General features: G+C 65.2%; 11 protein-coding genes. 3 read left to right on the forward strand and 8 right to left on the reverse strand.

Annotated features, from left to right (window positions below):
* Positions 1-9: 9 nt before the first annotated feature.
* The 3 genes from GUY37_RS07125 to xsc all read right to left on the reverse strand — a co-directional run bounded on the left by GUY37_RS07125 (position 10) and on the right by xsc (position 4,655).
* A complete protein-coding gene (locus tag GUY37_RS07125) occupies positions 10-1,026 on the reverse strand; it encodes a CobW family GTP-binding protein (protein ID WP_166823874.1) in 1,017 nt (338 codons plus the stop codon).
* A gap of 3 nt (positions 1,027-1,029) precedes the next feature.
* A complete protein-coding gene (locus tag GUY37_RS07130) occupies positions 1,030-2,679 on the reverse strand; it encodes an amidohydrolase (RefSeq protein ID WP_166823877.1) in 1,650 nt (549 codons plus the stop codon).
* 155 nt (positions 2,680-2,834) lie between these two features.
* Positions 2,835-4,655 carry a sulfoacetaldehyde acetyltransferase gene (gene xsc / locus GUY37_RS07135; protein ID WP_166823880.1) on the reverse strand — a complete coding sequence of 607 codons (1,821 nt, stop codon included), beginning with the start codon at positions 4,653-4,655 and terminating at the stop codon, positions 2,835-2,837.
* Between the two features lie 207 nt (positions 4,656-4,862).
* Here xsc and GUY37_RS07140 point away from each other — a divergent pair, with 207 nt between their 5' ends.
* The 3 genes from GUY37_RS07140 (at position 4,863) to GUY37_RS07150 (ending at position 8,413) form a co-directional block, all read left to right on the forward strand.
* Entirely contained in the window at positions 4,863-5,681 is an 819-nt protein-coding gene (locus GUY37_RS07140; RefSeq protein ID WP_166823883.1) for an IclR family transcriptional regulator, read from the forward strand.
* Positions 5,682-5,744: 63 nt separating this feature from the next.
* Complete coding sequence (locus GUY37_RS07145; RefSeq protein ID WP_166823886.1) at positions 5,745-6,695, forward strand: AAA family ATPase; 951 nt, start codon at positions 5,745-5,747, stop codon at positions 6,693-6,695.
* Positions 6,695-8,413: a cobaltochelatase CobT-related protein gene (locus GUY37_RS07150; protein ID WP_166823889.1), complete on the forward strand. Its 1,719-nt coding sequence runs from the start codon at positions 6,695-6,697 to the stop codon at positions 8,411-8,413. The genes GUY37_RS07145 and GUY37_RS07150 overlap by 1 nt, the downstream gene beginning before the upstream one ends.
* 144 nt (positions 8,414-8,557) lie before the next feature.
* Here GUY37_RS07150 and GUY37_RS07155 read toward each other — a convergent pair whose 3' ends face one another.
* The 5 genes from GUY37_RS07155 to GUY37_RS07175 all read right to left on the reverse strand — a co-directional run bounded on the left by GUY37_RS07155 (position 8,558) and on the right by GUY37_RS07175 (position 15,198).
* Complete coding sequence (locus tag GUY37_RS07155) at positions 8,558-10,129, reverse strand: APC family permease (protein ID WP_166823892.1); 1,572 nt, start codon at positions 10,127-10,129, stop codon at positions 8,558-8,560.
* A gap of 15 nt (positions 10,130-10,144) precedes the next feature.
* A complete protein-coding gene (locus GUY37_RS07160) occupies positions 10,145-11,224 on the reverse strand; it encodes a phosphotransacetylase (protein WP_228278413.1) in 1,080 nt (359 codons plus the stop codon).
* 10 nt (positions 11,225-11,234) lie between these two features.
* Positions 11,235-12,626: an aspartate aminotransferase family protein gene (locus GUY37_RS07165; protein WP_228278414.1), complete on the reverse strand. Its 1,392-nt coding sequence runs from the start codon at positions 12,624-12,626 to the stop codon at positions 11,235-11,237.
* A 157-nt stretch (positions 12,627-12,783) separates the two neighbouring features.
* Positions 12,784-14,292, reverse strand: coding sequence for a MocR-like pyridoxine biosynthesis transcription factor PdxR (pdxR, locus tag GUY37_RS07170; RefSeq protein ID WP_166823895.1), 1,509 nt, complete (start codon positions 14,290-14,292; stop codon positions 12,784-12,786).
* A gap of 12 nt (positions 14,293-14,304) precedes the next feature.
* Positions 14,305-15,198: a universal stress protein gene (locus GUY37_RS07175; protein ID WP_166823898.1), complete on the reverse strand. Its 894-nt coding sequence runs from the start codon at positions 15,196-15,198 to the stop codon at positions 14,305-14,307.
* Positions 15,199-15,224: the final 26 nt, after the last annotated feature.

Consider the following 15,224-nt stretch of genomic DNA (forward strand, 5'->3'; position numbering starts at 1 on the left):
CGGGGCCGGCTAGTCGCCGACCCACCCGTGAAGTGCCTGGGCCAGTGCGGTCACGGCCGAGGGAGGGCCGACATGATCGCCGGCCGCGATGATGACGAGGCGGCCCGGGGTGTCAGGGGCCGCGGATCCACGTGCGCTCAGGCCGTCGGCGACCGTGCCGCCGTCCGAGTCCGCGAACTCCGGTGTGATGTCGCTGGTCTCGCACCTCGTGCCGTCATATTGGACGAGGAACCGGTGGCCGGGCCTCCGCTCGTCGGGCAGGATCCCTTTGGCGCGGACGACGGTCTCCGGCAGGTCGAGGATGAGACCGCACAGCACCTCCGGGGCGATCGCCGAGGCGGCCGTGATCGACCACGAACTGTGAGTTCGTGCGGCGGAGCGGGACCCGTCCCCGTCGTCGATCGGTGGCAGGGCCCCGGCGACTGCGCAATCAGCACCGGGCGCCGTTGCCGATCGCTGCGACCGACCACCGGCCAAGACGTCGTCCCGGGCGATGATCTCGGCGGTGATGCCCGGATCCGCCTTCAACCAGTCGACGACCTCACTCTGCTGCTGGCCATCGACCAGATCCGTCTTCGTCAACAGAATTCGGTCGGCGCCGCGCAGCTGCGACAGCACCGTCTCTCCCACCCACTTCCGGTTGACGTCCCGGCGGATGGAGGTGGCATCGGCGCAGACGAGGGCTCCACCACGGACGAACCCGGGATGATCGCCCCAGCGGGCGACGACTTCGGGCTGGCCGACCCCGCTGACCTCGACGAAGATGCGGGTGACCGGGGGAGAGGCGGTCCGGATGCTTTCGATCGCGGCGGCCATCCCATCCGAGAGGTCGCAGCAGATGCACCCATTGGCGATCTCCCACGTCCGACCGTCATCGTTGGCGAGGATCTCCGCATCGATGTTGACCGTGCCGAAGTCGTTGACGATGACCGCGACGCGCTCACCGTCGGTCCGATCGAGGATCTCGTTGAGCAGCGCGGTCTTGCCCGCCCCGAGGTAGCCGCCGATCACAGTCAGCTCGATCATCGCTCAGCCAGCCGCCTGGAAGTGCCGACCGGCGACGACGGTCCCGTGGACGGTGATCTCGCGCAGTTCGGCCGGCTCGCAGTCGTAGGGATCCCGATCGAGGATCGCGAAGTCGGCGAACTTGCCCGCCTCCAACGACCCGACGAGGTGGTCGAGCTTGAGCATATAGGCCGCTCCCAGGGTGACGGCGTCGAGAGCCTGAACCACGCTGATCCTCTCGTGGACTCCGAGCACGCGGCCGCTCGGTGTGGCTCGTTCGGCCGCATAGGAGGCCGTGGCCAGCGCATCGAGAGGAGTGACGGGAGTGTCACAGTGCAGCGAGATCGGCACCCCGATGCGCAGGGCGGTCGCGGCGGCGTTCATGCGTTCGGCGCGATCGGGCCCGAGGATGAGGTCCCGGTGCTGGTCGCCCCAATACCAGATGTGGTTGGAGAAGATGTTCGCACACACGCCCAGAGCCTTCATCCTCCGGTACTGCGCCGGAGTGGTCAGCTGACTGTGCGTAACCGTGTGCCGGTGGTCCCAGCGCGGAACCTCGGCCAGCACCCGCTCGACGGTGTCGAGGAAGAGCTCCGTGGCTTCGTCGCCGTTGCAGTGGACATGGATGACCGAACCGGCCGAATGGTAGGCGCGGAAGGCCCGATAGAACTCCTCCGGTGATGACAGCCAGATGCCGTTGCCGTCCTCTGACAGATAACCGGGGGCCTGAAGTCGGGCGGTGAAGCCCTGGATGGACCCGTCGAGGAAGAGTTTGACCCCGCCGAGGTGCATCTTCTCGCTCCCGGTCTCCGCCAGATCCGCCAGAGTCCGCGACGCCGTGTCCGGATCGCCGCCGGCACCCATGCCTCCGCCGAGGTGGAACAGCGAGAGCCGGAGCGGGAAGTCCTCGTCGTCGATGATTCGGCGATGCTCGCTGAGAGCATCGGTCATGATGTAGGGATTGCCGAGATCCGCCGAGGTGGTCACCCCATGGTTGCGGGCGTCGGCGGCGAAACCGTGCAGAGCATCCGGATCGAACGGACCGCCGAGAAGGGAGGAGGCGCTGGAGATCAGCGCGATCGCCGGAGGCTCCCGCAGTTCGCCGTTGGGTTCGCCGTCAGGGCCGCGGACGACGCCTTCGACCGGGCAGTCGCGGTCGATGCCCTCGAAGCGCAGCATCGCCGAGTTCACGGTGGCCAGATGCCCGCTCTGGTGGCTGACGAAGATCGGTCGTGTCTGTGACACCGTGTCCAGATGCCGCTTGTCGAGGCGCTCGCCGGGGAAGAAGATCGGGTCGAGCCCCCAGGCGACCAGCAGCTCACCGTCGTCGAGTTCGGCATCGGCGGCGCGCAGTCGCTCGAGAACTTCGTCGATGTTCGTGCAGCCGGCCCAGACTCGGCCCTCGGGATCTTTGCGCGGGTAGGAGCCGACATAGGTGTTCGCCCACATCCCGCCGCTGCCGGCATGTGCGTGGGCTTCGACCATTCCGGGGAAGATCACGGCATCCGCGTAGCGGTCGTCGATGCGGGAGGGACCGTAGGCCTTGAGCTCGTCGAGGGAACCGACGGCTCGGATCCGCGCTCCGCGGACCATGACCGCCTCGGCGGTGGGTCGTGCGGGATCAAGGGTCCGTACGGTACGGGCTGGGTAGATGATCTGTTCGGGCGAGTTCATCGGTTGAGCGCCAGCTTTCTGCGGCAGTGTCGTCGTCGACGGGCCGCTGTTCGATTGTGTCGTGCGTGATGGGCGGCACCGGAAGCGCCGGGGATGGTGGTCGGGTCCGACCCGACCACCATCCCCGGCGACCGGCGCTCACCAGTATCGAGGACTCACACGTAGTCCTTGTACTTGTCCAGAGTTCGAACCGGCTTGCGCAGAGCATCGCGGCGGAAGGGGTCGCCGAGCTCCTTCGTGCACATGATCTCGATGACCGTGGTCTTGCCTTCATTCATCTGTGCGTCCACGGCCTTCTGCAGGGCCGGGCCCACCTGGGCGAGGTCGTCGACGACGATGCCGTCGGCTCCCATCGACTCGGCCATGGCCGCGAAGCTCTCACCGTTGTCGAGCTCACCGGCGATGAATCGGTGACCGTAGAACTCCACCTGATTCTTCTTCTCCGCACCCCACTGCCGGTTGCGGAAGACCACCGCGGTGACCGGGATGTCGTGGCGGACCGCGGTGAGCACCTCGACCATGCTCATCGCCCAGGCACCGTCACCGGCGTAAGCGATCGCTGGGCGTTCGGGGGCGGCGCGCTTGGCACCGATGATCGTCGGCAGGGCGTAGCCGCAGTTGCCGAAGCTCATCGGAGCGAAGAAGCTGCGGGGACGTTCGAAACGCAGGTAGCTGTGGGCGACCGAGTTGATGTTGCCGATGTCGGTGGAGACCATGACGTCGGCGGGCATCGCCTTCTCGAGCTCGCGCAGCACCTGACGCGGATGCAGCCAGTTGCCGTCCTCCTTCTCGGCCTCTTCGATGGCGTCGAGAGAGAACTCATCCTTCTCGTGAGTCCAAGAATCGAGTTCGGCCTCCCAGGCGTTCTTCTCCGCCTTGATGAGGCCGGCGCGCTGGTCCTTCGTGGCGTCGCAGGCGACCTCGCGGGCGTTGAGGCGGGCGAGGAGGTCCTCGGCGACGGCCTTGGCGTCACCGCAGATGCCGACGTCGATCTTCTTGACCAAACCGAGCATCTTCTGGTCGGCGTCGACCTGGATGATCTTCGCATTGGTGGGCCAGTAGTCGAATTCGTACTGGGGAAGTGTGCCGAACGGTCCCAGACGGGTGCCCAGCGCGAGGACGACATCGGCCTGGTTGATCAGCGTCATCCCGGCCTTCGAGCCCTGGTACCCCAGCGGTCCGGCCCACAGGGGGTGGCTGGCGGGGAAGGAGTCGTTGTGCTGGTAGCTGTTGACCACGGGCGATCCGAGGCGTTCAGCCAAGGCAATGCACTCGTCGACGCCGTCGGCCATGACAACTCCACCGCCGGAGACGATGACCGGATTCTTCGCCGAGGCGAGCAGTGCTGCTGCCTCTTCGAGGGACTCCGTACCACCGGGCCCACGGTCGATCTTCTGCGGCTGGGGGATCTGCGGATCGCATTCCCCGTAGAAGAAGTCACGGGGGATGTTGAGCTGGGTCGGACCCATCTCCGACTTCGCGCGGTCGAAACAGCGGGCGGTGAATTCGGACATGCGGGACGCGTTGGACACATGTCCCTGGTACTTCGTGAACTCCTGGAACATCGGCAGCTGATTCGCCTCTTGGAATCCACCGAGTCCGATCGAGTTCGTACCCGCCTCCGGAGTGACGATGACGACCGGCGAATGTGCCCAGAAGGCAGCGGCGATCGCTGTCACGCAGTTCGAGATGCCCGGCCCGTTCTGACCGGTGACCACCCCGTGCCGTCCCGATGCGCGGGCGTAGCCATCGGCCATGTGCGCGGCGCCCTGCTCGTGAACCACGGGAATGAAGTCGATTCCGGCGGGGGCGAAGATGTCCATTGCGTCCATGAACGCCGAGCCCATGATGCCGAAGATATCGGTGACACCGTTGGCCACCATCGTTTCGACGAAGGCCTCTGAAGAGGTGATCTTCTGAGTGGTGACCGCGTCGCTCAGCGCCGCACTCTCGGTTCGATCGGCCAGTTCCGTCATCGCAACGTCTCCTGTTCGTCCTAGGACCACTGCCTTGTGGTCTCGGTTTTGTGTTCATTTCACTTCGAAAAGCGGAACACCTCGAATCTATGAGTCGAGCTCCTCGGGTGTCAATAGAGTTCCGGAAAAGATTTCGTTTGGTACTATAATTCGAGACGGAATGATTTTCGGGACGAGGCCGACAGCGGGCCGGAGAGGCAGGAGACCATGGATGATCTGGCTGAGCCCGGGTTCGACGAAAGCGTGTCACTCGACGGGGAGACTCCGGCGCTGAGGCTGGTGTCGCTGTTGGAGTTCATCTCCACCCGCGACCAGATCTTCACGCTTCAGTCTCTCGTCGTGCAGACAGGGCTGCCCAAGCCCACCCTCCACCGGATGCTCCAGCAGCTCGAGGGTGCGGGACTGCTCACCCGGCACAGCGACGGCCGCCATTACGGCACCGGAGCGAGACTGCGGAGAATGGCTGAGGACGTTCTGCTCAATGACTCGAGACAGGGAGCGCGGCGGATGATCCTCTCCCAGCTGTCCGAGGAGGTCGGTGAGAGCTGCAACCTCACCGCGGTCTCCGGCGATGAGGTCATCTACCTCGACCGGGTCGAGACCTCACACCCGCTGCGCGTGCATCTCGAAGCCGGCAGCCGTGTGCCGATCCATGCCTCGGCCAGTGGGAAGATGATCGCCTCCCAGTACGGGGAGACGCCGCGTCGCAGACTGCTGACCAGTTCGCTCTTGAGGGAGTTCACGCCGCACACGCTCACCGATCCCGCAGAGCTCGAGTCCGAGCTCGATGCGGCTCGACGCTCTGGATATGCCCTTGACCGGCAGGAATACCTCGAAGGTCTCGTCTGCCTTGCCGTGCTCATTCCCACCGACATCGGTCGGTCCAACCAGGCCCTGGCAGTTCAGGCCCCCGTGATCCGAAAGTCGATCGACGATCTCGTCGAACTCCTGCCGGTGGTCCGAGAAGCTGCTCAGCGCATGGCTGTGCTCGATGAGATCGATCGCGCCGACGAGAACTCGGCCTGAACCGCGGCCGGCCGACCGGCTGCCACAGTCAGGCTGAACAACGACCAGGAAAGGACGGCGCTCATGGCCGACGTTTCAACACTGCAAGAACTGTTCGGCATCAATGCCGACATGCCCGTGCCGATGCTCGACGACGACAGCGATCTGATCCCGCGCATCGATGAGAACTACCGCTTCGACCCTGAGGTGACCCGAGCGATCCTCGCCGGATTCTCCCACGGATCCCGTGTGCTCGTGCAGGGACTGCACGGGACAGGGAAGTCCACGCACATCGAACAGATCGCCGCCCGCCTCAACTGGCCGCTCATGCGCGTCAACCTCGACGGGCAGATCTCGCGGTCCGACCTCGTAGGCAAGGATCAGGTCGTCATCGAGGACGGACAGCCCCGCACTGCCTTCGAAGAAGGTGTCATCCCCTATGCGCTGACGCGGCCGATGGCGCTGGTCTTCGACGAATACGACGCCGGCCGCCCAGAGGTCATGTTCATCATCCAGCGCCTGCTCGAACGCGATGGCCTGTTCACCCTCACCGAGCAGAACCGGGTCATTCGGCCGCATCCGCACTTCCGGCTCTTCGCTACGGCGAACACGGTCGGCCTCGGCAATGTCAACGGCCTCTATCACGGAGTCAATCGGCTCAACCAGGCTCAACTCGACCGGTGGAACATCATCGCCTCGCTGGACTATCTCGACCCGGCCGAAGAACTCCTCGTCGTCACCGGACAGGTGCCGGAGGCAGCGACGAAGCTCGGCGAAGAGACGGTGGCGACGATGATCGAGGTGGCGCAGCTGACGCGCAGCGGATTCGCCGCCGGCGACGTCTCCGCTCTCATGTCACCGCGCACAGTCATCTCCTGGGCGGAGAACTCGGTGATCTTCGGCGATGTCGAATTGGCGTTCCGGTTCTCCTTCCTCAACCGCTGCGACTCGACCGAGCATCCACTCGTCGCGGAATACTACCAACGCTGCTTCGGCGGTGAGCTCGACCTCGACCACGCGGCGACGGCAAGCTGATGACAGACCTCGGTCAACAGTCGGCGATACCGCGTTCGGCCCGAGAGGAGCACGACCTCGAACGGCGGTTGGCCTCGGTGTTCAGGGCGCTGAGCCAGGACGCTGGCGTCGACCTGTGGGCGCACCGACCGGCCGATGCGAACGGTCTCCTGCCGATGAACGCTCCCCATCTCTACCCTGACCCTGCCCGATCGGAGCTGCCCTCCCTGCGCGGAGCCACGGACGCCATGGCCATGCGTCGAAAGTGGAGCGATCCCGAACTCCACCGACAGATGCTCCCCGCGGCGCGCGAAGAGCGCCTCATCGTCGAGATCCTCGAACAGTTCCGGTGCGAATCCCTGGCTCGACAGGCAGGCGTCCGCAGCAACCTGTCTCAGCGACATGCGCACTGGCGCAGCGAGTTTCTGCGCAGCCGTCTGCACGAAACCCACCTCGGCATGCTTCTGTACACGCTCATCGTCGTCACCCGGTCGGTCGTGAATCGTGAGCCGATTGGTCGGGAGGACTCCGACCTGGTCGAAGAGTCCCGGTTCGAACTCTCACCCGATCTCGGGCCCTTCCTCCTTCCCCTGCGCGATAGCCGGCACGATCAGCGGGCCTTCGCCGATGTGGCCCGCGACCTCGCGCACACGCTCGCCGGCCGGATCGCCGCCGTCGAAGAGCGAGAACGCACGCGGTCCGGGTCGCGCGAGCGTCATGCCGCCCCGAGCCTGCCGTTGGTCTTCGACATCGCCGAGGACCTGTTCGCTCCCGTCCCGGAAGACTCCGGTGGTCAGCTCCACCTCGCCCGCGGCTACCGGGCGTGGACGACGCGGTTCGACCGTGAATCGACCATCGCCGAGGTGGTCCGGGCGGAGAGTCTGCGCAGCGGCCGGACCGCCATCGCCGCCGAAACGGCACGTCGGTCGGTGCCGTTGGCGCCGGTCGTCTCCCGCCTGCACGGTGTCGTGGAGGCAGCCAAGGAGGCTCATGAACTCGTCGATTCCGAGGACGGGATCCTCGACCCCTCCCGGCTGACACGGCTGATCACCTCTCCTGGCGACCCGCGCGTCTTCCGCGGACGTTCGCAACGGGCCGAGACCGATTGCGCCGTAACTTTCCTGCTCGATCTCTCGGGGTCGATGAAACCTCATGCGCTCGGACTCGGCACACTTCTCGACGTCCTCGTCACAGCCCTCGACCGGTTGGATGTGACCACGGAGATCCTCGGGTTCACCACAAACGCGTGGAACGGCGGACGCGTGAGAAGCGAGTGGAAGAAGGCCGGCTCGCCCGATCGGCCGGGGCGGCTCAACGAACTCCATCACCTCGTGATCAAGTCCGGAGCGTCCTCGTGGCGGCGGACACGCACCCACCTCGGCGGGCTTCTCAAGACCTCGCTATATCGAGAGGGCATCGACGCCGAAGCCCTGCGCTGGGCGGTCGACAGACTCCGCAGTCAGCAGGCGGCGAAATCGGCCGTGGTCGTCATCAGCGATGGGCTGCCCGCCGACTCGGCCACCGCCGTCGCCAACGATGACGACTACCTCGCCCGGGACCTCGAGACGACGGTGGCCGGTCTGCGACGGGCCGGCGACCTCGGCATCCTCGGCGTCGGCATCGGCACGGACCCCGGTCTCATGTACCCCACCAGCGTCGAACTCGATACCGAATATCTGGGGGACCGGGCCTCGGTGCGGGAGATCGTCGACGGACTCCGCACCGTCCTCAGTCGCTGAGCCCACCACGAGCCGGACGAGACGGCGGGTTTCCTGGTCTGCACACCCACCTCGGCGATCGAACCGACGACAGCGGTCGGCCCGCTGCCATGAATCACTGGCAGCGGGCCGACCGCTATGCTGTCCGGGCAGTCCGGAATCGTCTCAGCCGTCCGCGGACAGGCGTCCTTCGCGGCGTAGCTGAGCGCGTTCGCTGAACCGGGTGACGGCTGGGCGATCATCACCGAAAACGAGGCGATCGACCTGATGATCGGTGAGTTTCCTGTTGTGCCGGATCCGGGAGAGGAAGAACACGACTCCGATGACGATCCAGACGGCCAGGGCGATGAGCGACTGCGGTCCCAACGCACCGGGAGACCCCGGGATGAGCAGGAGCAGCATGAAGATGACCGCGATGACCGCGCCCACACCGGAGAGCACCTTCTTCGTCGTCGAGTACATTCCCGGCAGAGCCTTGGGATCCCGCGCCTCATGAGTGGGGCGGAAAATCCGGAATGCGCACAGACAAGTGTAGAGGTAGGCGATCGTCACACCGATCGAGGACATGTCGACGACCCACGTCAGCGCCGCGCGTCCGAACCAAGGGCTGATGAGGCAGACAATGAGGACCGCGATGATGCCGACGTAGGGGGTCTTGTGCTTCGAATGCAGGCGGGCGAAGATCGGCGGGATCATCTGTGCACGTCCCATGGCCATGAGCACACGGCTGGCCGAGACATAGAAGCCGTTGAGGCCGGTGCTCACTCCCATGGTGATGGCGATTGCGAGCAGCAGCAGGCCTGAGCCGCCGATGACGCCGGTGACCGCTTCGGCGGTGCCCCAGGCTGATCCCGAATTGGCCAGGGCCTGCCACGGTTCGGCCATCGACACGGACACGATCATCGCCATGTAGAGGGCCGCAGCAGTGACGATGGCCAGGACGATGAGGCGCAGCGCCTTGGACGGCGAGAAGTCGAACTCCTCGGCCGCCTGCGGAACATTGTCGAAGCCGATGAATGCCCAGGGAGCGATGGCGACGATCGCGATGATCGCCGCGACTGGGCTGACGCCGTCGGGCAGCGCGGGAGACATATTGCCGAAATGGGTCGTCGGACTGGCGATCACGGAGACGATGATCGCAGCGACCGCGATGATCATCAGCACGCAGGCCCAGTACTGGACACGACCCGACAGGGCCGTGCCGCGGATGTTGAGGACGGCGAAGACGACCAGTGCTGTCACCGAGATGATGATCTCCGGCAGATACACGTCCCAGCCGGCGACCGTGTAGAGATAGCCCTGCTCGATGGCCGAGGGCATGATCTTGCGGAACAGCAGGGCCAGAGCGGAGGCATTGAGTGCGACGATGCAGACGTAGCCGAGTGTGAGGAACCACCCGGCAAAGAAGGCATGCACGCGTCCGTAGCCGATGAGTGCATAGGCCAGCTCACCGCCGGAGACAGGGAAGGTGCGGATGAGGAAGCCGTAGCTGACGGCGATGACGAGCATGAGCCCGGCACCGATGGAGAATCCGGCGAGTGTGCCCAGTGGACCGCCCATGGCCAGCCAGTCGGTGGGGAGGATGAATGCTCCCCACCCGACCGCCGAGCCCAGGGCGATGGCGAAGACCCAACGGGGCTTGAGCGTCTTCGCCATCCTCTCCGGCTGCTGACCGTCCCCGGCCCCCGGTGGTGAGGAGGCGACGTTCTGGGGTGGGTTCTCTATTGATTTCGACATGGCACCTTACTTTCGTCACTTCGTTGTGAAGGTATGGGCAGTGGATGTGGTTCGCTGTTGGGTGTCTGCCGCAGGAGTGAGCGCATGCAGGCAGGTGATGAGACCGACGTTGACGATGTCGGAGACGCTCGCACCGCGAGACAAGTCATTGATCGGGGCGGCGAGGCCCTGGAGCAGCGGGCCGAAGGCGGCAGCTCCGCCGAGGCGCTCGGCGATCTTGTAGCCGATGTTTCCGGCTGCGAGATTGGGGAAGACGAGCACGTTCGCGTGGCCGGCGACTGCGGATTCGGGGCACTTCGACTTCGCCACGGATTCGACGATGGCTGCGTCGAACTGCAGTTCGCCGTCGACCTCGAGTTCGGGGCAGCGGCTGCGAATGTGCTCGATGGCCAGTCTGACTCGATCGATGTCGGAGTGTTGGGCCGAACCGGCCGTGGAGAACGAGAGCATCGCCACAGACGGATGCTGATCGGTGATGGCAGCGAAGGTTCTCGCCGTGGCGATGGCGATCGCCGAGAGCTGCTCGTCGTCGGGGACCGGGATGACCGCGCAGTCCCCGAAGCCCAGATACCGTCCGTCGCGCAGGCGCATGAGGAACGAGGAGCTGAGCAGAGACGAGTCCGGAGCGAGCCCGACTATCGACAGCCCTGCCCGAATGACATCGGCGGTGGGCCTGTCCGCGCCGGCGACCGCCGCATCGGCCAGTCCTTCCTTGACGGCCGCGGCGGCGAGGAAGACGGGATCGGTCAGCCACTGCTCGGCGAGTTCGGGACACTTCCTCGCTGCGCTGCTGCGGATTCTCTCCCCGGCCGGGCCCGCGGCGAGCCTTGCCGGGTCGTCGACGCTCCAGCCGTCGGCATCGGTGATGCCCAGGTGCCTCGCGCGGTTCCGGACCTCGTTCCCGTCGCCGATCAGTATGGGTTGGACGCCCACCTCGGCGAGGGCGCCGGCAGCGCGGAGGACACGCTCATCGTGAGACTCGGCGAGGATGATCCTCGGCCGAGACCCGCGATTGCGCAGCCCGAGCATCCGATCACGAAGCATCGGGTCGATCGTCACGGGCTCGAGATCGCGCGCTGCCGGCGTCTTCAACATGGTCCGTCCCTCAGACCGCGGCCGACAGGGCAGATACGCCGAGGTGCTTGTCGACGGCCCCCATGACGTGGTCGACCTTGTCGAGCAGATCGTCGAGGACGGTCTGGTCGGCGACCAGCGGCGGCGAGAGGACGAGCATCGTGGCCCCGCGGTTGTCCGGGCGAGTGATGAGCCCGACTTCCTTCATCGACGTCGGGATCACTTCGGTGAGCACCTGCTTCGAAGCTTCGGGAGTCAGCTCGGCCCCGGTGTCGCGGTCGGCCATCATCTCGATGGCGTAGAAGAACCCGGTGCCGCGGTATTCCCTGATGCACCGGTAGGAATCGGCGATCCGGTCCAGACCGTTCTGAAAATACGGCTCGAGGCTGCGGACGTTGCCCGGAATGTTCTCCGTCTCCAGTGCCATGAGATTCGCGCTGGCGACAGCAGTGGCGACCGGATGGCCGCCCCACGTGGCACCGTGGGTGAAGACCCCGGCACCGGGGGAGTCGAGCAGCGCCTCGGCCAGGGGCTTGCGGATGATGACCCCGCCGAGGGGGAGGTAGCCCGAGGTCGAGCCCTTGGCGAAGGTGATGAGGTCGGGGACGACATCGAACTTGATCGAGCCGAACCATTCGCCCAGACGCCCGAACCCGGTGATGACTTCGTCGGCGACGAGGAGGATCCCGTGTTCGTCGCAGATCTTCCGCAGCTCCTGCCAGTAGCCCTCGGGCGGGACGAGGGCGCCGCGTGAGTTCTGGACGGGCTCGGCGAAGAGGGCGGCGAAGGTGTCTCCACCCTCCCTGTCGATGAGTTCTCTGATGGCCTGGATCGAGGGCAGATCAGCCGCGGTGCCGCCGGCCGGAACCTTTTCACCGAGGGTGTTGGGCACGTGGAAGACGCCGGGCATGAGCTCGCCGAAGGGCTCCTTGTACGCAGGGATGCCTGTGACGGCGAGAGCTCCGAGGGTGGTGCCGTGGTAGGCCATGTCTCGGGCGATGATCTTCGTGCGTTCGGGCTGTCCCTGCGACCGGTGGTACTGGCGGGCGAACTTGACGGCGGATTCGACTGCTTCGGACCCCGAGTTCACGAAGAATACGGTGTCGAGGTCGCCGGGGGCATGCCCGGCGATGCGGGTCGCCGCATCCACTGCGGCAGGGTGGGCTGAACCCCAGTTGGTCCAATAGGACAGACGGCTCATCTGCTCGTAGGCGGCAGTGGGGATGTCGTGGCGGCCATGCCCGATGTTCACGCAGAACAGTCCGGCCAGCCCGTCGAGGTATTTGTCGCCCCGCTCATCGGTGAGGTAGCTCCCGTCGCCTTCGACGATGATCGGGAGATCAGCGTCGTTCCACACCTTGCCGGTGGTGAAATGGGGAAAAAGGTGCTGCTGGGCACGATTTGCATAATCCGAGATCGTCACGCGAACCCTCCATTCGAACTGTCTGGGTCGGTACGTCGAGGCGTCCCGACTCCGGCACTCCTTCGTTGGTGTGCTTGACATCACTCTCGCGATTATCTGGTTCCGAATGAAGTCCCAGTCCGTTGCGAGTTATTTGGTGCCAGTTGGCAAGGGAGGGTCAGTGGTCGGCGAGGGTTGCGTCGATCGCCTCGGCGAGAAGTCGCACACCCGGTTCAATGGATTCGATGTCGATGGCCGCGAAGCCGAGTCTGAAGTTGTTCCGGTGGGAGTCGGGGGAGAGGAAGAACGGATCGCCGCGTTCGATCACGACGCCTCGGCACAGGCATTCGTCGGCGAGGAGTCTCGCATCGAGATGTGCAGGGGCTTCGATCCACACGCTGACCCCTCCGGCGGGGATAGGCACGCTCCACGGCAGGTGCTTCTCGAGCGCAGCAGCGAGCGTCTCCCATTTCTTACGCAGCTGGGTGCGGCGACGCGAAATCGTACGGTGGTATTGGCCGGAATCGATGAGCAGCGCCATGGCGCGTTGGGTGTGTCCGGGGACGTGGCGGATGGAATAGCGTCTGTGCCTGCGCATGCGTCTGATGAGTTCGGGTTCCGCGACGATGTAACCGAGTCGCAGGCCCGGGGCGAGGAATTTGGAGAATGAGCCCAGATAGATCACGTGCTCGGAACCGGGCAGGGCTTTGAGTGCGGGAGTGGGTTTGCCGCGGTAGCGGAACTCAGAATCGTAGTCGTCTTCGATGATGAGCGAGTCCGAGTCGCGCATATGGGTCAGCAGCTGCGTGCGACGCGAGGAATCGAGAGTGACGTTCGTGGGACTGTGGTGGCTGGGAGTGACGTAGACGAGGTCGAGTCCGTTCGGTGGCGGGATCATTCCACGATCGTCGACCTTCAAGGGAAACAGTTGGCCGCCGACGCGGGCGAAGGCATGTTTGGCATCGACGTATCCGGGGTCTTCGACGCCGACGGTGGTGTCCGGCCCGACGAGCAGCTGTGCCAAGAGGTCGAGCCCCTGTTGGGATCCTGCTGTGATGAGCACATTGTCGGCATCGACATGGATGCCCCGGCTCGGCAGAACGCGCTGGCACAGCAGTTTGACCAGAAGCGGATCATCCTCGTCGATGGCATCGCGGACCGAGAACTGCAGATGTTCGGGTTCCATCGCGGTGCGCAGGGCCTTGGCCCAGGCGAGTCGGGGGAACTCGTCGGGGTCCACTTGTCCGGCGACGAATGGGTACGGGTAGGTCTGCCAGTTCTTGGTCTTCGTGATCTCCGGCAGGTGGATGTCGCGGACAGGCCTGATCTTCTGCTCCCAATCGATGGACCCGGCGGCAGGTTCGGATCCATCCTCCTCATGGCGGCGCTCGGCGAGCAGCCGGCTGTTGACGAAGTGACCGCTGCGCGGACGGGCTTCGATGAGTCCGGTGGCGACAAGTTCCTGGACGGCAGCGTTGACGGTGTTGCGCGAAAGCCCGAGTTCATGTGCCAGGTCTCGTGACGAGGGGAGCGCCACCTCCGGGCTGTAGGCACCGGCGAGGATCTGGTGTTCGAGCGCTCTGCGCAGCTGCCGGTAGAGCGGCTCCTTCGACCGATGTGAGATCTCGATGGGGGCTCGGAGCGGCGCTTGGTCGTGGCTGCGGGCGTTGTCGGAAGGTGATGTCATTGCTCGGTGGGTCTACAGTGCCAAGGTGTTCGTGGTCTTGCCGTACCCGACCGGGTAACGAGGAATCACGACCATGGGAACGGGAATGCTGCGCAGCATCTTGTTGGCGGTGGCGCCGAGGAACAGCGACTTCGGTTGTGCGAGCCGGCTCGAACCGATGATGACGATCTCGCTGTCGTCCCAGCTCAACCTCTCGACCGCGGAGTCGACGGATCGCCCGTGGGCGACATCGACCATGACTTCGACCGCATCGTCGACCTGCTGGGACGCGCTCAGCAGCAGCCCTCGGGCATGGTCGGACGGTGAACGTCCGTCCGGCGAATGCGGCGGTGTGTCCAAACCGATGAGCGAGACGAGTCGGAGCGGGACGTCGTGACGGACCGATGAACTGACGGACACGTCGAGGACTGCCTCGGCGCCGACCCTCGTCCCGATCGCACACGTGAGCCGTGTCAGTCTGCTCGGAGGGAGATAGCCCGACGGAGCGAGCGCGACGGGGACCGACGCCGAATGCAGCAGGGCGTTGGCCACGGATCCGACCGTGAACCTTCTGAGCGGGCCGCGGCTGGCTGCCCCGACGACGATGAGGTCGCACGGTCCGGCGGATGCGATGTCGAGCAGTCCCTCTGCCATCGAATCGGCGAAGTGGATGGTGGCTGTGGACGTGATCGTCTTGGGGATGAGGTCGATGACCTTCGACAGACCCTCCTGCGCTGTGTCCTTGCGCAGCTGCTGGAACTCTCGCTCCTGAGCGGTCTGCGCGTGTTCGGGCTGTGGCCCCCGGATCACGTGGACGAGTTCGATTGCGACACTGTGCGGAGCGACGACTGAGCGTGCCAGAGTGAGGGCCAAAGAGACGGCGTCTCTGTCGCGTCTGTCCAGAGTGATTCCGATGACGTAGCGCATTGAGTCTCCTTTGACCTGGTGCTCTG

This window comes from Brevibacterium limosum (assembly GCF_011617705.1).
Lineage (GTDB): Bacteria > Actinomycetota > Actinomycetes > Actinomycetales > Brevibacteriaceae > Brevibacterium > Brevibacterium limosum.